Raw genomic sequence first — 17,847 nt, 5'->3', positions numbered from 1 at the left:
CGGGACGGGCGGCGCGCGGCCTGTGCCACAGTTGCCGGATGACCGAATCCGGCCCCGACGAACTGCAGTGCTCCGCCAAGGGCTGCCGCGCGGACGCCGTATGGGCGCTGCGCTGGAACAACCCGAAGATCCACACCACGGACCGGCGGAAGATCTGGTTCGCGTGCGACGATCACCGGGAGAGCCTGTCGACGTTCCTCGCCCGCCGCAACTTCCTCAAGGACGTGGTCCCCGTAGCCGACCGCGACACACCCCCGACCCCCGACACCCCCTGACCGGTCGCCCGCGCCCAGGGCCGGTCTGAAGCACCACCCGACCTCACGTCGACCGGACCCCGCACAGGGCGGACCTCGCGTCGGCCGGGCCTTCGTCGACCGCACCTCACGCCCGGCGGCCCCCGCGTCGAGCGGGCCTCACGTTGACCGAGCTGCACGTCAGCCGGACCCCGCGCCCGGCGAACCCCCGCGTCGGCCGGGCCTCACATCGACCGGATCTCACGACCGGCGGACCCCGCGTCCGGCGGGCCTCACGTCGAGCGGACTGTTCGTCAGTCGCGGCTCGCGTTGGGCCGGGTGGTGGCGGGTGGGCTCAGGCGTCGTCGAGGACGGGGTTCGCCGGTGGGGTGGGGAGGTCGGGGGTGTTCCAACTGTCGGCCATTTCGGTCAGGCGGGCGGCGGCGTCTCGGGCGGGGGCGCCTCGGCCGACGGCGAGGCCGAGGAGGTACGCCGTCAGTGGCGCGCCTGGGCGGGCGACGCCGTGCGCGACGTCGCGGGCGAGGTCCAGGACCAGGTCACGGTCGATGTCACCGCGTTCCAGGCCCAGCTCGCGGCAGGCCGCGTCGATCCAGTCTTCGAGCACCGACATGGGTCCCCTCTCTCACGTCGTCCCCGCCGAGATCTGCCCGCTCCCGGACGATCAAAGCAGGCGTTCGGCGGCGGCGAGGTCTTCAGGTGTGTCGCAGTCGTACCAGGCGGGACGGTCGCCCCCGGGCGGCTTGACCGGGACGGGGTCGAGCGGTCCGAGGAGGCCGCGTAGGGACGTGCCCGGGTAGGCGGCCAGGGCGTTCCGGAGCGTTGTCGTCCGCCAGGCTCCGGCGAGCCACTGTTCGCGGCCGTCGCCGTCCACGAGCACGGACCCGGCGCGGTCCTTCGCCGCGTCCAGCAGCCGGGCCACGTGGGCGGGGCGCAGGAACGGCAGATCGGCGGCCAGCAGCACCAGCCACGGCGCGCGCACCTCGGCGAGGCCGGTCCGCAGCGCGGGCACCGGGCCCGCGCCCGGCGGGTCCTCCCGCACGACGACGGCGCCCGGCAGGACGTCCCGGCGCGGCCCCACCACGATCAGGCGGTCCGCGCCCGCCGCGGCGGACGCCGCCCATTCGAGCAGCGTCCGGCCGCCGACGGGCGCGGCGGGCTTGTCGGCGCCGAACCGGCGGGCCCGGCCGCCCGCGAGCAGCACCGCGTCGAAGTCCACCGGGCTCAGCCGCCGATCGCCGACATGGGCCGGGACGGTTGCAGGAACGACGGGTCGTCGATGCCGTGCCCGGCGCGTTTGACCCACACCGCCTTCCGCCAGCGGTCGGCCAGTTCCGTGTCGGTGGCGCCGCCGCGCAGCGCGCCGCGCAGGTCGGACTCCTCGACGGCGAACAGGCAGTTGCGGACCTGCCCGTCGGCGGTGAGCCGCACCCGGTCGCAGGCGCCGCAGAACGGGCGCGTCACCGAGCCGATCACGCCGACGGTCTCCGGGCCGCCGTCGACGGTGAACGTCTCGGCGGGGGCGCTGCCGCGGTCGTGCTCGGTGTCCGGGGCGAGGGTGAAGCCCTCCGACAGCCGGTCGAGGATCTCGTCGGCGGTGATCATGTCCTTGCGGGTCCAGCCGTGCTGGGCGTCCAGCGGCATCTGCTCGATGAACCGCAGCCGGTAGCCGTGGTCGAGGGCGAACCGCAGCAGCGGAACGGCCTCGTGGTCGTTGACGCCCCGCAGCAGCACCGCGTTGATCTTGACGGGGGCCAGGCCCGCGGCCCGCGCCGCCGCCAGCCCGGCGAGGACGTCGTCCAGGCGGTCGCGATGGGCGAGATTCCGGAAGGTGTCGCGGTCGAGGGTGTCGAGGGACACGTTGACCCGGTCCAGGCCCGCCTCGGCGAGCGGCCCGGCGAGCCGGTCGAGGCCGATGCCGTTGGTGGTCAGCGAGATCCGCGGCCGGGGCGCCAGCTCCGCCGTGCGGCGCACGATGTCGGGCAGGCCGCGCCGCAGCAGCGGCTCCCCGCCGGTGTAGCGGACCTCGGTGACGCCGAGGTCCCGGACGGCGAGCCCGACGAGCCGGACCACCTCGTCGTCGGTGAGCAGTTCCGGCTTCGGCAGCCAGTCCAGCCCCTCCGGCGGCATGCAGTACGAGCACCGCAGGTTGCACCGGTCGGTGAGGGAGACCCGCAGGTCCGTAGCGGTACGGCCGAAGGCGTCGACCAGCACGGGCGCCCCTTCCTGAAGACCGCCGGCCCTGCGCACGGGCCGCCGGGGATTACGGTCGATCAATCCAGCCTATTGCGGTGGTTGACGATCCGTCGCATCACGAGAGACGGTTGCGGTCCGTTCGGCATCAGGGAGGCTGTGTGACCACCGTACGGGTTTGGGAGTTCGCGGGGACGCGGAGTGCCGTCACCGCCCGGTTCTGGTCGGCCGCCGAGCCGTGGTACGTCGCCGTCCTCGTGCACGGATACGGCGAACACCTCGGCCGCTACGGCCATGTCGTGGACGTCCTCGTCCGGCACGGCGCCGCCGTCTGCGGCCCCGACCACATGGGACACGGCCGTTCCGGCGGCGAACGCGTCCTCATCGAGGACTACGACGACGTGGTCGCCGACGTGCACACGGTCGTGGAGGCCGCGCGCGGCGAGCATCCCGGCCTGCCCGTCGTCATGATCGGCCACTCGATGGGCGGACTGGTCGCGACCCGGTACGCGCAGAGGCACGACGGCGCCCTCGCCGCGCTGGTGCTGTCCGGCCCGGTCCTCGGCCGCTGGCACGTCGTGGACGAGCTGCTCCCCCTCGACGAGATCCCGGACACGCCCATCGACACGTCCCTGCTGTCCCGCGACCCGGCCGTCGGGAAGGCGTACACCGAGGACCCGCTGGTCTGGCACGGCCCCTTCAAGAAGACCACCGTGCGGGCCCTGGACACCGCGCTGGAACGCGTCAACGAGCACGGCTCCCTCGGCGACCTGCCGACCTTCTACATGCACGGCGCCGCCGACGAGCTCGTCCGTCCCCGGGACACCCGCGTCGGACTCGACGCCGTCGGCGGATCGGACCTCACCGAACGCCTCTACCCGGGCGCCCGGCACGAGATCTTCAACGAGGCCGACCAGGAGGAGGTCCTCGCCGACGTCACCGCCTTCGTCGAGGGCGTCCTCACCTGAACCGCCGTCGTAACGGTCCAAACCTGAGATCTCCGACCGGCAACGGTCAGGGATCATGCCTTGATGTGCCGTCCGAAACGACCGATAAATCAAGGGACGGCGATCATGCCGTTTCGGGTCGTCACAAGGAGGTTCGCATGGGCTTACGGGGGTTTCGTCACCTGGCGGCGGTCACGGGGGCGGCGGTGCTCGTCACCGCCCTGGGCGGAACGGGGGTCGCCTCCGCTCGCACGTCGGAGATCGTCTGCGGGCCGGAGGTCGATCTCGGTCCCGTCGTGTACCAGACGTGCAGCGAGGTCGTCGGGTCATGGAGCACCGGATACGGCACCCAACCGTTCATCTACGCGCAGAACCGCGGCATCGTGGGGACCGACGTGTCCATCACGATCCAGCGTTGGAACTACTCGACGAGCACCTGGGAGACCACCGCCACCGGTTCGAAGACCCTCGGGGCCGGCGGCAACAGCCACTTCTTCAGTACGAATCTCGAATGGGCGTGCGGGGATGACGCCCGTGAGCGCGGCCGGGTCTCCAGCGAGGGCGACACCGGAGACTGGTCCGAGGTTCTCATTCCCGCGGAGTGCTGACCGGGCGTCACGCCGTCCGAGCCGGTCGTGGTGAAATGCGATCGCCGTGGGAGAACATCATTTATTCGGTTGTGCCCGCGCGTCCCTTCCTGATCTACTGGGCTTCTCGCCCTTCGGACGAGAATTCACGTCGAGGCATTCTGTGAATTCGGAAGGGTCCACGACTCCAGAGCGTGCCCGGTGCGTAGATGAGGGATACTTCGAATTGAAATCCAGTGGTTGCGGGTTCGAGTCCCGTCGTCGGCTCAGGGCCGGCGTAGCTCAAAAGGTAGAGCGCTGCGTTCCTTCATCGGTTTGATCTCGGGCACGGCCTCTGGCACAACTGAACACGTACCTCCCGGTGCGCAGGCGAACGGATACTTCGAGGTTCGATTCCCCGTAGCCGCTCGTGCGGCTATCGCCCTATTGGCAGGGCAATCCGTGCGCCGACTTGATCTCGGGAGGGAGCACATTCCTCGCCGGTGACGCGTGCACAGGCCCCGGATACCGCTTGGCCGTCCGGGGCCGCGGCTTGTTCTCCGTGCGCTTTCGCGACGCCAAAGGCTCCCTCCGTTCGGAAGGGAGCCCCATTCATGGCGAAGTTCAACCGCAGGACAGTCCGCGCGGCCGCCTCCGGCCCGGTTCGCACCGAAAGAAGGCCTTCCGGGCGTACCTACGAGGGCGCGCCCGGCTACGTCCGCGACGCCAAGAGCGAACTCTTCCTCCTCGCGGTGGCGGACATGGTCGGCGAGGAGACCTTCTACGAGCCCGCCGTCGACCGCGACGAGCGTTTCCGCGACCTCGTCCACCAGGTCGCCGTCAAGCACCCCGTCTGGATGGCGGGTTTCCTGCCGTGGCTGCGCGGCGAGGCCAACATGCGCTCGGCGCCCGTCGTCGTCGCATTGGAGGCCGTCCGGGCGCGCCTGGAGGCCGGACTGAACGGCGGCAACCGGCAGCTCGTGGCGAGCGTTCTCCAGCGCGCCGACGAGCCCGGCGAGGCCCTCGCCTACTGGACGTCCACCTACGGCCGCGCGATCCCCAAGCCGGTCAAGCGCGGCGTCGCCGACGCCGTCCGGCGCCTCTACACCGAACGGTCGCTGCTCAAGTACGACACCAACGGGCGCGGCTTCCGCTTCGGCGACGTCATCGACCTCGTCCACCCGACCTCGGACCCGGACAAGCCCTGGCAGGGCGACCTGTTCCGGCACGCCCTCGACCGGCGCCACGGTCGCGGCGACGTGATCCCCGAGCGGCTGACGATGCTGCGGGCCCGCGCCGAACTGATGGCCGTTCCCGTCGCCGACCGGCAGGTGGTCTTCGCCGCGGACGGCCCCGACCGGCTCGGCGCGGCGGGCATGACCTGGGAGTCGCTGGCCGGCTGGCTGCAGGGTCCGATGGGCCGCAAGGCGTGGGAGGCGATGATCCCGACGATGGGCTACATGGCCCTGCTGCGCAACCTGCGCAACTTCGACGAGGCGGGCGTGAGCGACGCCGTCGCCGAGCAGGTCGCCGCCAGGCTCGCCGATCCCGAGCAGGTCGCGCGGTCACGGCAGTTCCCGTTCCGGTTCTTCTCGGCGTACCGGTCTACCCGGTCGTCGCGCTGGGGCCACGCCCTGGACAAGGCGCTCACCGCCGCCACCGCGAACGTCCCGGCCTTCCCGGGCCGCACGCTCATCCTGGTGGACACCTCGGCGTCCATGACGTCCCTGGGCGTCTCCGGCCGGTCGAAGATGACCTACGCGCAGATGGCCGCCCTCTTCGGCGTCTCGCTCGCGGTGCGAGGAAACAAGGTCGACCTGTACGGCTTCGCCGACGACGTGTTCCGGCATGACGTCCCCCGGGGCGCGTCGGTACTGCGCGCGGTCGACCGGATGGTCGACCGCATCGGCGAGGCGGGCCATGGCACACAGATCGCCAGGTCCGTCAGCGCGACGTACCGCCGCCACGACCGGGTGATCATCCTGTCGGACATGCAGACGTTCGGCTCGTGGGCCGGGAACGTCACCGACTCCGCACCCGCGGACGTCCCCATCTACGGGTTCAACCTCGCCGGATACAAGCACGGCGCCATCCCGAGCGGCACGGGCCACCGTCACGAGCTGGGCGGCATGTCCGACGCGACGTTCCGCCTGATCCCGTTGCTGGAGGCCGGACGGGACACGACCTGGCCGTGGCTATGAAAAGCCCGCCCACTCCGTACGAGTACGGAGTGGGCGGGCTCTTTCGCGGTCGCCGCTCCTGGTCCACGGGTGCGATCTCGTCGGTTCGCGGGCCAGCGCCCAAGGCCTCTTCCGAAGTGGCCTCAGCCCCGCACGCGAACGCGTGACCCGCCCGGCACAGCAACACCGATGACAAGCGCAGCCGGGCGGATCGCGAAGCGATGCCGCGTCCGCCCAGACCCGACCACGCAGCAAGCCCCAAGGCCAGCAAAGTGAGCCGGGCCTGCAACCAACACAGCGACCTCAGCCCGCACGCGAACGCGTGACCCGCCCGGCGCAGCAACGCCGAAGGCGAGCGCAGCCGGGCGGATCGCGAAGCGATGCGCGTTCGCACAGGAACGGTCACGCAGCGAGCCGCCAGGCGAGCGAAGTGGGCCGAGACTGCAATGAACACAGCCGCAAGGCGAGCGAAGTGGGCCGGTCCTGCAATTAAATACAGTACGACTCAGCCCTTGATGCAGATGAGCTGGCGGAGGTGGGCGACGACCTCGACGAGGTCGGACTGGGCCTCGATGACCGTCTCCAGGTCCTTGTAGGCGCCGGGGATCTCGTCGATGACGCCGCTGTCCTTGCGGCATTCGACGCCCCTGGTCTGCTCGACCAGGTCGTCCACGGTGAAGTGCTTGCGGGCCTGGTTGCGGCTCATCTTGCGGCCCGCGCCGTGCGAGGCGGAGTTGTACGCCGTCTCGTTGCCGAGACCGCGGACGATGTAGGTGCCCGTCGCCATCGAGCCGGGGATGATCCCGAGGTCGCCCGCGCCGGCGCGGATCGCGCCCTTGCGGGTGACGAGCAGCTCGACGCCGTCGTACACCTCCTCCGCCACGTAGTTGTGGTGGCAGGAGATGGCCTGGTCCCAGCGGCAGCGGCGGGCCCCGAACCGCTTGGTCACGACGTTCTGCGCGAGCGCCATCATGACCGCGCGGTTGCGGCGCGCGTACTCCTGCGCCCAGAACAGGTCGTGCCGGTAGGCGTCCATCTTGGGGGTGCCGCTGATGAACACGGCGAGGTCGTCGTCCGGCAGGTCCTGGTTGTGCGGGAGCCTGCGCGCGGCCTCGATGTGCTGCTCGGCCAGCTCGTTGCCGATGTTGCGGGACCCCGAGTGCAGGACGAGCCAGATCGCGCCGTCGTCGTCCGCGCACAGCTCCAGGAAGTGGTTGCCGCCGCCGAGCGTGCCCATCTGCGCGTGGGCGCGACCGAGGCGGGACCGGACGGCCGGGTGCAGGTCCTCGAACGCCTTCCAGAAGTCGTACCAGCCGCGTTCCTTCAGGTTCGCCAGCCCGGACGGGTCGACGGCCTGCTTGTGGGAACCGCGGCCGACCGGGATCGCCTTCTCCAGCCGCGAACGCAGACCGGACAGGTCGTCGGGCATGTCCTCGACGGTGAGGCTCGACTTGGCGGCGGTCATGCCGCAGCCGATGTCCACGCCGACGGCCGCCGGGGACACCGCGTTGCGCATGGCGATGACCGAGCCGACGGTGGCACCCTTTCCGTAGTGGACGTCGGGCATCACCGCGAGGCCCTCCACCCACGGCAGCGCGGAGACGTTGCGGAGCTGCCCGAGCGCGAGGTGATCGACGGTGGCGGGGTCGGTCCACATCCGGATGGGAACGCGGCCGCCCTTGATCGTCTGGTACGGCATTGCCTTCTCCTTCTCGACGGGAACCGGACCGTGATCTATGAGGCCAGAGTCGACGACCACGGTTCAAACGGTTTTTCGAGAGGAGTCGGTGCGGCGGCGCTCGGTGAGGCCGAGTCCGTCCAGGTGGCGCAGCAGGGCGGCGGCGACGCGGCGGCCGGTCGCCAGGGCGTCCCCGGCCTGCTGCGGGGTGAACGGCTGCGGCAGTGCGGACAGGATCCGCAGCGCCTCCCGGTCGGCGCCGGGCAGCAGGACGATGTCACCACCGCCGTCACCGTCCTCGCCGCCGATGCGCAGGACGGCGCCCGCGCGTTCGGCGGCGTCCAGGACGGCACCGGTGAGGCCCAGCTCGGCGAGGCGGTCCGCGGTGGGCGCGGCGAACGGGGCGCCCGCCAGGTCGGCTTTGAGACGTTCCACGGCGGTGGCCCAGAACGGTCCAGGGGCGGGGCCGTGGACGCGTCCGGCCTCCACGCGCAGCGGCGGCCGGACGAGCGCCGCGACGAGCTGCCGGGCGGGCAGGCCGAGCCGCAGCCGGACGTCCTCGAGGGGGATCCCCGGCGCGTGCGGGTTCTGCGCTGCGTGCCGGGCGGCCTCCTCGGCCAGGCGTTCGAACAGCGACTCCCAGTGCGCGGGGTCGGCGACCCATTCGCCGTTCAACGCGACGGCGTCCGGCGGCGGCGCGCAGCCCATGTGCGACAGCTCGGAGCGGCGCAGCACGCCGTGGCGGCGCAGCACGACGGTGCCGTCCGGCCGGTCGGGCCAGGCCGCCAGCTCCCGGGCGCGGGCCGCTCCGGCGCCGCGCCGGACGAGGGTCGGGGGCCGGACGTCGAGGACGCTCACCCCGGCGATCGAGCGGCGTTCCGGGTCGCGCAGGACGCCGGTGTCGCCGAGGTGCAGCGCGAGCCGGCTGTTCAGGGTGAGACGGGCCGTGTCGGGGCCGAGGGGGCGCAGCCGCACCGGCACCGCCGCCGAGCCGAGGTGCAGCGTCATCCGCCGCGCGAGCCTCCCGGACGCCGCGCCGAAGCGGGTTCGGACGTCGACGGACGCGGTGTGCGTCCAGGCCCCGGGCGTGACGAGGGCCATCCCGGCGGCGACGCGGCCGGTGTCGCGGAGGGTGAGGACGACGCGGGAGACGCCGCCGACCGACGTGTGCGGCTCCCCGACGCAGCCGATCGTCCGGACGCGGACGCGTTCGCCCGCCGGCATCAGCAACAGTTCGTCGCCGACCGCGACGGTCCCGGCGGTGAGGGTGCCGGTGACGACGCTCTGGCGTCCGGCGGTGAAGGCGTGGTCGATCCACAGCCGCACGGGCGCGTCCGGGTCGGGGACGGGCAGGCGGCCCGTGAGCCGGTCGAGGGCGGCGGTCAGCTCGTCCATTCCGGCGCCGGTGACGGTGCTGACGGCGACGGCCTCGACACCGCGCAGCGCGGTGCCGGCGAGCCGCTCGCGCGCCTGCCGCAGCGCCAGCGTCGGGTCGGCGGCGTCCGCCCGGGTGACGGCGAGGACCCCGAACCGGACGTCGAGCGCGGCGAGCGCGTCCAGATGCTCCTGCGACTGGCTCTTCCAGCCCTCGTCGGCGGCGACGGCCAGCAGCACCGCGGGCGCGGGCGCGGCGGCGGCGATCATGGCGGGCACCGCGCGGTCGCCGCCGGGGACGTCGACGAACGCGACCCGCCGCCCCGAGGGCAGCTCCGTCCAGGCTCCGGGACGCTCGGTGTTCCCGCCACAGCCCGGGTCCTTGCCGGTGAGGGCGTGCACGAGCGCGGACTTGCCGTGCCCACCGTGGCCGGCGGTGGTGACGACCTGCATCAGCGGCCCGTCCGGGCGGGGTCGCCGGGCACGCCGGGGAGGGCGCTGCGAAAGGGGGCGAAACGGGGTCGGCGCAGACGAAGGTCCACGAGGGACAAGCCTATTCAGTTCCGGACGGTCTCCGCGTCGCGGCACTCCGAACGAACCGCGAAGTCGTCGGCCGTCCGGGGTCGGCCGGATCGGCGTTCACCCCCCGCCGATATGATTACTTAACTTAGCTAATCAAATCGGAGGTCAGCATGACCGGCGTCCCGGCCCGCCGGAGGACGACGACGGCCGAGTTCGGGCGCGCTCCCGCCACGCCCGTGCGCACCGGCCCCACACTGCTCGCGCTGGCGGCGGCGGGGATGGTCGTTTCGGTCCAGCAGACCCTCGTGCTGCCGCTGCTACCCCGGTTCGGACGGGCCTTCGACGCCCCGATCACCGATGTGACCTGGGTGTTCACGGCGTCGCTGCTGGCGGGCGCGGTCGCCACCCCGCTGCTGACGCGGTTCGGCGACATGTACGGCAAGAAGCGGATGATCCTCATCGCCCTCGGCCTGCTGCTCACCGGATCGGTCATCTGCGCGCTGTCGGAGTCGCTCGGCGTGCTGATCGCCGGGCGGGCGGTGCAGGGCGTCGCGTCCGCGCTGATCCCGCTGGCCATCGGGATGATCAGGGACACCTTCCCGCGCGAGCGGATCATCACGGCGATCGGGGTGGTCAGCGCCACCATGGGCGTCGGCGGCAGCGCCGGGATGATCGTGACCGGGCTGATCGCCGACCGGACCGCCAGCCACCATCCGGTGTTCTGGATCACCGCCGCGCTCGCCGCCACGGTGCTGGTGCTGGTCGCCGGGGCCGCCCGCGACGTCGGCGGACGCGCGGGCGGGCGGCCCGACTACGCGGGCGCGGCGGTGCTCGCCGCGCTGCTGCTGTGCCTGCTGCTCGGCATCAGCGAGGGCGACGCGTGGGGCTGGACGTCCCGCGGGGTGCTCGGCCTGTTCGGCGCCGCCGCGGCGCTGGGCGCGGCCTGGGTGGCGATCGAACTGCGGGTCCGCGCGCCGCTGGTGCGGCTGAACCTGCTGGTCGGCAGCCGGTCGCTGTCGGCCAACGTCATATCCGCGCTGCTCGGCTTCTCCATGTTCGCCGCCTTCACGCTCATCACCGGCTTCGTGCAGGCCCGGCCCGCGACCGTCGGGTACGGGCTGGACGGCTCCGTCCTGGACGTCGGGCTCTACATGCTCCCGAACACGGCCACGATGCTCGTGTCGTCCACGATGGCCGGACGGGTCGCCGCCAGGCTCGGCCCCGCCTTCACCCTCGCGCTCGGGTCGACGTTCGTCGCGCTGTGCTACGTGTGGCTGGCCGTGTCGAACGCGCACGTGTACGACGTCCTGGTGTTCAGCTCCCTCCAGGGCACCGGGTTCGGGATCGCGTACGCGGCGCTCGGCACGCTCGCCATCCAACACGTCCCGATGGACCAGAGCGGCATCGCCAGCGGGATCAACTCCCTCGTCCGCGTCGCGGGCGGCAGCGTCGCGGGCGCCCTCACCGCGTCGATCCTGGCCGCGCGCGTCGCCCCCGGCACCGGCGAGCCCACCCTCGGCGCCTACGAGCTGTGCTTCTGGGTCGTCGCCGGGGGCGCCCTCGCGGCCGCGGCCGTCGCCGTCGCGCACGGCCTGCGCCACCCCGACACCTGAGGCCCCACCCCGCCCGTCACGATGCCCGTCACACCGCCCGTCACACCGCCCGTCACGATGCCCGTCACACCGCCCGTCCCGAAGCCCATCGCGAAGCCCATCGCGAAGCCCATCGCGAAGCCCGTCCCGAAGCCCGTCCCGAAGCCCATCGCGAAGCCCGTCCCGAAGCCCATCGCGAAGCCCGTCCCGAAGCCCATCGCGAAGCCCGTCGCGAAGCCCGTCCCGAAGCCCATCGCGAAGCCCGTCCCGAAGCCCATCGCGAAGCCCATCGCGAAGCCCATCGCGAAGCCCATCGCGAAGCCCATCGCGAAGCCCGTCATCGTGCCCGTCACCGGGCGCCGGGCGGCGCGGGGCCTTGACGAACGGGCCCCGCGCCAGGCCCTATAGGGATGGCGGCCCGAACCCGGAATCCGGGCCGATCGCCGGACCAGAACCGCCGGACAGGGCCGAAATCTCACAGCGCGGGACGGGGAACCCGCCATCGGGAGGACAGCATGGGCGCCTACGCGGCCGCGTACGAACGCAGCATCGCCGACCCGACCCGCTTCTGGGGCCTGGCGGCGCGGGACGTCCGCTGGCTCGTCCCACCGGACCGTGTGCTGGACGACGGCGCCCCGCCGTTCTACCGCTGGTTCACCGGCGGTGAGCTGAACACCTGCGACAACGCGCTGGACCGGCATGTCGAGGAGGGCCGCGGCGACCAGCCCGCGCTGATCTACGACAGCCCGGTCACCGGGACCGTCCGGTCCTACACCTACCGCGAGCTGACCGACCTCGTCGCCCGGTTCGCGGGGGCGCTGCGGGCGCAGGGCGTCGACCGCGGCGACCGTGTCGTGATCTACCTGCCGATGGTGCCCGAGGCGGTCATCGCGATGCTCGCGTGCGCGCGGCTCGGCGCCGTGCACTCGGTCGTGTTCGGCGGGTTCGCGGCCCCTGAGCTGGCCGTCCGGATCGACGACGCCCGGCCCAAGGCGGTCGTGTCGGCGTCCTGCGGCATCGAGGCGGGCCGGGTCGTCCCCTACAAGCCGCTGCTCGACCGGGCCCTCGACCTCGCCAGGCACAAGGTGGAGCGGTGCGTCATCCGGCAGCGTGAGCAGCTGCACGCCGACCTCGTCCGGCCGCGCGACGTGGAGTGGGACGAGGCCGTCGCCGCCGCCGAGCCCGCCGAGTGCGTGCCCGCCGCCGCCACCGACCCGCTGTACATCCTGTACACGTCGGGGACGACCGGGCGGCCGAAGGGCGTCGTCCGCGACAACGGCGGTCACGCGGTGGCGCTGCGCTGGTCGATGGAGAACGTGTTCGGCGTCGGGCCCGGCGACGTGTTCTGGGCCGCGTCGGACGTCGGATGGGTCGTCGGGCACTCCTACATCGTCTACGCGCCGCTGCTCACCGGCTGCACGACCGTTCTGTACGAGGGCAAACCCGTCGGAACCCCCGACGCGGGGGCGTTCTGGCGGGTCGCCGCGCAGCACCGGGTCAAGGCCCTGTTCACCGCGCCGACCGCGATCCGCGCCATCAAGAAGGAGGACCCGGAGGGCGCGCTGCTCGCCGGGTACGACCTGTCGGCGCTCGACACGCTGTTCCTGGCCGGGGAGCGCCTGGACCCGGGCACCTACCGGTGGGCGGCGCGCGTCCTGGACCGTCCGGTCATCGACCACTGGTGGCAGACGGAGACGGGCTGGCCGATCGCGGCGAACCTGCGCGGGCTGGAGCCGATGCCGGTCAAGCCGGGGTCGCCTTCGGTGCCGGTCCCCGGCTACGACGTGCGGATCCTCGGCCCGGACGGCTCCTGCCTCCCGCCCGGCGAGGACGGCGACATCGCCCTGCGCCTGCCGCTGCCGCCCGGCACGCTCCCGACGCTCTGGCAGGACGACGAACGTTTCGTCGAGTCGTACCTGACCAAGCATCCGGGCCACTACCTCACCGGCGACGGCGGTCACGTCGACGAGGACGGCTACGTCTGGGTCATGGGCCGCACCGACGACGTGATCAACGTGGCCGGGCACCGGCTGTCCACCGGGACGATGGAGGAGGTCATCGCCGCCCATCCGGCCGTCGCCGAGTGCGCGGTCATCGGCGTCGAGGACCCGATCAAGGGGCAGGTTCCGCGCGGTCTGGTCGTCCTGAAGAACGGTGTCCTGGCCGAGGCGGGCGAGGTGTGCGCGGAGCTGGTCGCCATGGTCCGGGACCAGGTCGGGCCGGTCGCGGCGCTGAAAGAGGTCACGGTCGTCCCGGCGCTGCCGAAGACCCGCTCGGGCAAGATCCTGCGCGGCGTGATGCGCGGCATCGCCGACGGGCGGGAGGTCTCCGCCCCGTCCACGATCGAGGACCCGGCCGTGCTGGACGCCCTCCGTCCCGTCCTGCGCGCCGACGCCTAGGCGCCGGGCGGTCTCGGCCGGGGCGGTCCCCGATGGACGACCCGCTTGGGCCAGCACAGCGCCACCAGGAACACGCCGAGGGCCGCGATGGAGATCTGCAACAGCGTCTCCCAAAGGCTCCACCCGTCGCCCGTCAGGCCGAACACCTGCGCGAGCCCCGTCCCGGCGAACGCGGCGACGATGCCGACCGCGATCGTGCACCAGACCGGCATGGTCTCCCGTCCCGGCGTGAACAGCCGTCCCAGCACCCCGACCGCCGCGCCGAGGACGACGGCCGCGGCGAGCCCCCCGATGGTCATGCGCGCTCCTCGAACTCCCAGGCCACGGTGAAGGCCCGGTCACGGGACGCTCTACCCTCGTCCGGGCGGGTGACACGGAAGGTCAGCGGACGACCAACGTGCGGCGACCGCGCGCGACGAGTTCACCGATGACGGGGGCACCGGGAATCTCTCCGGCGACCAGCAGGCCGCCGGAGACCTGCGCGTCGGCCAGCAACAGCCGCTCCTCCTCGGAGATCCGGCGGAACTCGGTGTGCGGCGACACCCACGACAGGTTGCGGCGGGTGCCGACCGGGACGAAACCGTCCCGGACGGCGGTGCGGGCGCCGTCCAGGTACGGGACGGCGGCGGCGTCCACGACGGCCGTGACGCCGCTCGCCCTCGCGAGCTTGTAGAGGTGGCCGAGCAACCCGAACCCGGTGACGTCGGTGGCGCAGACGATGCCGCGTTCCAAAGCCGCCACGCCCGCGGCGGCGTTCAGCGCCGTCATCGTGTCCACCGCGTGCGCGAACACCTCGCCGGTGGCCTTGTGGCGGGCGTTGAGGACCCCGACGCCGAGCGGCTTGGTCAGCGACAGCGGGACGCCGGGACGTCCACCGTCGAGGCGCAGCAGCCGGTCGGGGTCGGCGACACCCGTCACGGCCATGCCGTACTTCGGCTCGGGGTCGTCCACGCTGTGCCCGCCGGCGATCGTGCACCCCGCGAGGGCCGCCGCGTCCCGGCCACCGCGCAGCACCTCACGGGCCAGTTCCGCGGGCAGCGCGTCACGGGGCCAGCCGAGCAGGTTCAGCGCCATCAGCGGCTCCCCGCCGATCGCGTAGACGTCGGACAGCGCGTGGGCGGCGGCGATGCGGCCCCAGTCGTAGGCGTCGTCGACGACGGGGGTGGAGAAGTCGGCGGTGGACACCACGGCCCGTCCGCCCTCGACGCGCAGCACTGCGGCGTCGTCACCGTCAGGGCCCCCGGCGAGGAGGGCGTCGTCACCGCCGGTGAGCCCGGCCACCATCCGCTCCAGCTCCGCCGGCGGGATCTTGCTCGCGCAACCCGCGCCGTGAGCGTACTGCGTGAGGCGGGCGACGGGGGCGAGGCGTGTCACTGAAAGATTTAACGCACAACTAACGCATATGATCAACAAACGGACAGTACGAATATGGTCACCGAGGGCGCGCCCCCGTTCCGACCTGCGCGAACCTTCCCGCCCTGCCACGTCCCGCCCGTCCCCGACTAAGATCGTCCACGGAGGCGTGTGAGTGCCTGGTGGCCTCCCCGGCCTTCAAAGCCGACGGTCCCGAGGACCTCGGGACGGCGGGTTCGATTCCCGTACGCCTCCGCCACCGGCCGCCGGGAGGCCGCCAAGCTGCGGTTTCCGGGTACGGTGACCGTTATGGGGCGGATCACCGTGCGCAGGCCCGTGCTGCGGCTGAGCACATCCGGGACGGGGGGACGCAGGCCCGACACGCTCGCGGTGGAGGAGCCGCTGGAGATCCGTGTCGCGGGCAAGCCGCTCACCATCACGATGCGCACACCGGGGAACGACTTCGACCTGGTCGCCGGGTTCCTGGCCGCCGAGGGCGTGATCGCGGGCCCGGACGACCTGGCGACGATGCGGTACTGCGCCGACACCACGGAGCAGAACACCCTCGACGTGGTTCTCGCGCCCGGGGTGACGCCCCCGGACGACTCGATGACCAGGGCGTTCACCACGACGAGCGCGTGCGGGGTGTGCGGGAAGTCGAGCATCGAGGCGCTACGCGCCGACCGGCCGTACGACGTGGCCCGTGACCCCCTCCGGGTGACGCCGGAGCTGCTGGCGGCGCTGCCGGAGCGGCTTCGCGAGGCGCAGCGGGTGTTCGACCGGACGGGCGGGCTGCACGCGGCCGGGCTTTTCGACGCCGACGGTCGGCTGCTCGCGCTGCGCGAGGACGTCGGCCGGCACAACGCGGTCGACAAGGTGGTCGGCTGGGCGCTGCGCGGAGGGCGGCTGCCGCTCACCGGGACCGTGCTGCTGGTGAGCGGGCGCGCGTCCTTCGAGCTGACGCAGAAGGCCATGGCGGCGGGCGTCCCGGTGCTCGCGGCGGTGTCGGCGCCGTCGTCGCTGGCCGTGGAGCTGGCCGAGGACGCGGGCATGACGCTCGTCGGGTTCCTGCGCGGCGAGACCATGAACGTCTACGCGGGAGCGGACCGCCTCGCCGCGTGAGCCCCGTCCTCCCGGGTACCCCTAGGGTGATCATCGGGAGGCGGTGGAACATGGCGGACGCCGTGGTCGTCGGCGCGGGACACAACGGGCTCGTCGCGGCCAACATGCTGGCCGACGCGGGCTGGGACGTCGAGGTCCTGGAGGCGCAACCGGAACCGGGCGGCGCGGTGCGCAGCGACCGGGGCGTGCACCCCGACTTCGTCAGCGACCTGTGCAGCGCGTTCTACCCCCTCGGTGTCGCGTCCCCGGCGCTACGGGACCTCGACCTCGAACGGCACGGGCTGCGCTGGCGGCACGCGCCCGCCGTCCTCGCCCATCCGCTGCCGGACGGGAGCTGCGCCGTCCTCGAACGCGACCGGGACGCGACGGCCGCCGGGCTCGACGCGCTCGGCGCGGGCGACGGCGAGGCGTGGCTGCGGCTGTGCCGGATGTGGGACGCGATGGGCGAGGAACTCGTGCGCGCCCTGCTCGGTCCGTTCCCGCCCGTCCGGGCCGCGGTGCCGCTTGCGGTGTCGGCGCGCCGCGCGGGCGGGCTCCGCGTCGCGCGGGCGCTGCTCGCGCCCGTGCGCACCCTCGGCGAGGGCGAGTTCGACCATCCGGCCGGGCCGCTGCTGATCGCCGGATCGGCCCTGCACACCGACATGTTCCCCGAGACGACCGCCGGGTCGGTGTTCGGCTGGCTCCTCTCCATGGTCGGCCAGGTGCACGGGTGGCCGGTTCCCGAGGGCGGTGCGGGGGCGTTGACGGCGGCGCTGGTGCGGCGGCTGGAATCGCGGGGCGGGCGCGTCCGCTGCGGCGTTCCGGTCACGTCGGTGGTCGTCCGCGACGGTCGCGCGCTCGGCGTCCGGACGGCCGACGGCGAGGCGGTCCGGGCCGTCAGAGCGGTGCTGGCGGACGTGTCCGCGCCCGCGCTCTACGGCGGCCTCGTCGGCTGGGACGACCTCCCCGGCGCGCTCCGCGAGGACATGCGGCGCTTCCACTGGGACCACGCCACCTTCAAGGTCGACTGGGCGCTGTCCGGCCCGATCCCCTGGTCGTCGCCCGAGGCGGCACGGGCCGGGACCGTCCACCTCTCCCCCGGCCTGGACGCCATGACCGGCTACAGCGCCGAACTCGCCACCGGCCACCTCCCCTCCGAGCCGTTCACGCTGCTCGGCCAGATGACGACCGCCGACCCCACCCGCTCACCCGCCGGAACGGAATCGGTGTGGGCGTACACGCACATCCCGCAGCGTGTGAAGGGCGACGCGGGCCCCGACGGCATCACCGGAGCCTGGGACGAACGGGACCGGGACGCCATGGCCGCCCGCCTGGAGAACACCATCGAACGCCTCGCCCCCGGTTTCCGCTCCCGCATCCTGAACCGGCGCGTCACCGCGCCGCCCGACTTCCGGGAGCACAACGCAAGCCTTCCGAACGGCGCCCTCAACGGCGGGACCGCGATGCTCCACCAGCAGTTCGTGTTCCGGCCCGTCCCCGGCCTCGGCCGCCCCGAGACACCGATCGCGCGCCTGTACCTGGCTTCCGCGTCCGCCCACCCCGGCGGCGGTGTCCACGGCGCCTGCGGCGCCAACGCCGCCCGCGCCGCCCTCGCCCACGCCTCCCCCGCAGGTCGCCTCCTCACCCCCGCCCTGAAAGCCCTGGCCCGCCTCCTCGCCCCGTGACCACGC

Annotated in this window: 16 protein-coding genes and 1 tRNA gene; 9 read left to right on the top strand and 8 right to left on the bottom strand. The window is 72.9% G+C overall.

Going from position 1 to position 17,847, the window contains the following annotated elements:
- The first annotated feature begins 38 nt into the window (after positions 1-38).
- The gene (locus BZB76_RS19815) at positions 39-275 is read left to right on the top strand and encodes a hypothetical protein (protein WP_121435875.1); all 237 of its coding nucleotides are present in this window, start codon (positions 39-41) and stop codon (positions 273-275) included.
- A gap of 313 nt (positions 276-588) precedes the next feature.
- On the opposite strand, the gene BZB76_RS19810 is transcribed toward BZB76_RS19815, so the two are convergent.
- From BZB76_RS19810 to moaA, 3 genes are read right to left on the bottom strand one after another with little or no spacing between them, the layout of a single operon-like run.
- Positions 589-864, bottom strand: a complete 276-nt coding sequence (locus tag BZB76_RS19810; protein WP_121435874.1) for a DUF6457 domain-containing protein — start codon at positions 862-864, stop codon at positions 589-591.
- A gap of 51 nt (positions 865-915) precedes the next feature.
- Positions 916-1,470, bottom strand: coding sequence for a molybdenum cofactor guanylyltransferase (gene mobA / locus BZB76_RS19805; RefSeq protein ID WP_121435873.1), 555 nt, complete (start codon positions 1,468-1,470; stop codon positions 916-918).
- 5 nt (positions 1,471-1,475) lie between these two features.
- Entirely contained in the window at positions 1,476-2,465 is a 990-nt protein-coding gene (moaA, locus tag BZB76_RS19800) for a GTP 3',8-cyclase MoaA (RefSeq protein WP_121435872.1), read from the bottom strand.
- 140 nt (positions 2,466-2,605) lie between these two features.
- Here moaA and BZB76_RS19795 point away from each other — a divergent pair, with 140 nt between their 5' ends.
- The 3 genes from BZB76_RS19795 to BZB76_RS19785 all read left to right on the top strand — a co-directional run bounded on the left by BZB76_RS19795 (position 2,606) and on the right by BZB76_RS19785 (position 6,158).
- The gene (locus BZB76_RS19795) at positions 2,606-3,412 is read left to right on the top strand and encodes an alpha/beta hydrolase (protein WP_121435871.1); all 807 of its coding nucleotides are present in this window, start codon (positions 2,606-2,608) and stop codon (positions 3,410-3,412) included.
- 137 nt (positions 3,413-3,549) lie between these two features.
- Positions 3,550-3,999 (top strand): hypothetical protein, encoded by a 450-nt coding sequence (locus BZB76_RS19790; protein ID WP_121435870.1) that lies wholly within the window; start codon positions 3,550-3,552, stop codon positions 3,997-3,999.
- Positions 4,000-4,571: 572 nt separating this feature from the next.
- Entirely contained in the window at positions 4,572-6,158 is a 1,587-nt protein-coding gene (locus BZB76_RS19785) for a TROVE domain-containing protein (RefSeq protein WP_121435869.1), read from the top strand.
- Between the two features lie 484 nt (positions 6,159-6,642).
- On the opposite strand, the gene BZB76_RS19780 is transcribed toward BZB76_RS19785, so the two are convergent.
- Together BZB76_RS19780 and BZB76_RS19775 are read right to left on the bottom strand one after the other, a co-directional pair.
- The gene (locus BZB76_RS19780; protein WP_121435868.1) at positions 6,643-7,836 is read right to left on the bottom strand and encodes an RtcB family protein; all 1,194 of its coding nucleotides are present in this window, start codon (positions 7,834-7,836) and stop codon (positions 6,643-6,645) included.
- A gap of 63 nt (positions 7,837-7,899) precedes the next feature.
- A complete protein-coding gene (locus BZB76_RS19775) occupies positions 7,900-9,642 on the bottom strand; it encodes a SelB domain-containing protein (protein WP_121435867.1) in 1,743 nt (580 codons plus the stop codon).
- A 239-nt stretch (positions 9,643-9,881) separates the two neighbouring features.
- Here BZB76_RS19775 and BZB76_RS19770 point away from each other — a divergent pair, with 239 nt between their 5' ends.
- The gene (locus BZB76_RS19770; RefSeq protein WP_121435866.1) at positions 9,882-11,324 is read left to right on the top strand and encodes an MFS transporter; all 1,443 of its coding nucleotides are present in this window, start codon (positions 9,882-9,884) and stop codon (positions 11,322-11,324) included.
- Here BZB76_RS19770 and BZB76_RS19765 read toward each other — a convergent pair.
- Positions 11,234-11,644, bottom strand: coding sequence for a hypothetical protein (locus tag BZB76_RS19765; protein ID WP_121435865.1), 411 nt, complete (start codon positions 11,642-11,644; stop codon positions 11,234-11,236). The genes BZB76_RS19770 and BZB76_RS19765 overlap by 91 nt on opposite strands.
- A 174-nt stretch (positions 11,645-11,818) precedes the next feature.
- On the opposite strand from BZB76_RS19765, the gene BZB76_RS19760 reads away from it, so the two are divergent.
- Positions 11,819-13,702, top strand: coding sequence for a propionyl-CoA synthetase (locus BZB76_RS19760; protein WP_121435864.1), 1,884 nt, complete (start codon positions 11,819-11,821; stop codon positions 13,700-13,702).
- Here the strand turns inward: BZB76_RS19760 and BZB76_RS19755 are convergent.
- Complete coding sequence (locus BZB76_RS19755) at positions 13,699-14,001, bottom strand: GlsB/YeaQ/YmgE family stress response membrane protein (RefSeq protein ID WP_211343081.1); 303 nt, start codon at positions 13,999-14,001, stop codon at positions 13,699-13,701. The genes BZB76_RS19760 and BZB76_RS19755 overlap by 4 nt on opposite strands.
- Positions 14,002-14,083: 82 nt before the next feature.
- Positions 14,084-15,076 (bottom strand): selenide, water dikinase SelD, encoded by a 993-nt coding sequence (gene selD / locus BZB76_RS19750; RefSeq protein WP_121435863.1) that lies wholly within the window; start codon positions 15,074-15,076, stop codon positions 14,084-14,086.
- A gap of 142 nt (positions 15,077-15,218) precedes the next feature.
- Here selD and BZB76_RS19745 point away from each other — a divergent pair.
- From BZB76_RS19745 to BZB76_RS19735, 3 genes are all read left to right on the top strand, one after another.
- Positions 15,219-15,314, top strand: a tRNA-Sec gene (locus BZB76_RS19745).
- 50 nt (positions 15,315-15,364) lie between these two features.
- On the top strand, positions 15,365-16,177 hold the full coding sequence (gene fdhD, locus BZB76_RS19740; protein WP_121435862.1) for a formate dehydrogenase accessory sulfurtransferase FdhD: 813 nt from the start codon (positions 15,365-15,367) through the stop codon (positions 16,175-16,177).
- Positions 16,178-16,227: 50 nt separating this feature from the next.
- Positions 16,228-17,841, top strand: a complete 1,614-nt coding sequence (locus tag BZB76_RS19735) for a phytoene desaturase family protein (RefSeq protein WP_121435861.1) — start codon at positions 16,228-16,230, stop codon at positions 17,839-17,841.
- The last annotated feature ends 6 nt before the right edge of the window (positions 17,842-17,847 follow it).

This window comes from Actinomadura pelletieri DSM 43383 (assembly GCF_003634705.1).
Lineage (GTDB): Bacteria > Actinomycetota > Actinomycetes > Streptosporangiales > Streptosporangiaceae > Spirillospora > Spirillospora pelletieri.
This window is presented reverse-complemented; position numbering and strand designations above follow the sequence as displayed.

Excerpts from the sequence above, each read along its gene's own strand:
- BZB76_RS19815 (WP_121435875.1), top strand. The coding sequence starts at position 39 with ATGACCGAATCCGGCCCCGACGAACTGCAGTGCTCCGCCAAGGGCTGC.
- BZB76_RS19780 (WP_121435868.1), bottom strand. The coding sequence starts at position 7,836 with ATGCCGTACCAGACGATCAAGGGCGGCCGCGTTCCCATCCGGATGTGG.
- BZB76_RS19735 (WP_121435861.1), top strand. The coding sequence starts at position 16,228 with ATGGCGGACGCCGTGGTCGTCGGCGCGGGACACAACGGGCTCGTCGCG.
- BZB76_RS19810 (WP_121435874.1), bottom strand. The coding sequence starts at position 864 with ATGTCGGTGCTCGAAGACTGGATCGACGCGGCCTGCCGCGAGCTGGGC.
- fdhD (WP_121435862.1), top strand. The coding sequence starts at position 15,365 with ATGGGGCGGATCACCGTGCGCAGGCCCGTGCTGCGGCTGAGCACATCC.
- BZB76_RS19775 (WP_121435867.1), bottom strand. The coding sequence starts at position 9,642 with ATGCAGGTCGTCACCACCGCCGGCCACGGTGGGCACGGCAAGTCCGCG.
- BZB76_RS19770 (WP_121435866.1), top strand. The coding sequence starts at position 9,882 with ATGACCGGCGTCCCGGCCCGCCGGAGGACGACGACGGCCGAGTTCGGG.
- BZB76_RS19790 (WP_121435870.1), top strand. The coding sequence starts at position 3,550 with ATGGGCTTACGGGGGTTTCGTCACCTGGCGGCGGTCACGGGGGCGGCG.
- BZB76_RS19760 (WP_121435864.1), top strand. The coding sequence starts at position 11,819 with ATGGGCGCCTACGCGGCCGCGTACGAACGCAGCATCGCCGACCCGACC.
- BZB76_RS19765 (WP_121435865.1), bottom strand. The coding sequence starts at position 11,644 with ATGACGGGCTTCGCGATGGGCTTCGCGATGGGCTTCGCGATGGGCTTC.
- BZB76_RS19785 (WP_121435869.1), top strand. The coding sequence starts at position 4,572 with ATGGCGAAGTTCAACCGCAGGACAGTCCGCGCGGCCGCCTCCGGCCCG.
- BZB76_RS19755 (WP_211343081.1), bottom strand. The coding sequence starts at position 14,001 with ATGACCATCGGGGGGCTCGCCGCGGCCGTCGTCCTCGGCGCGGCGGTC.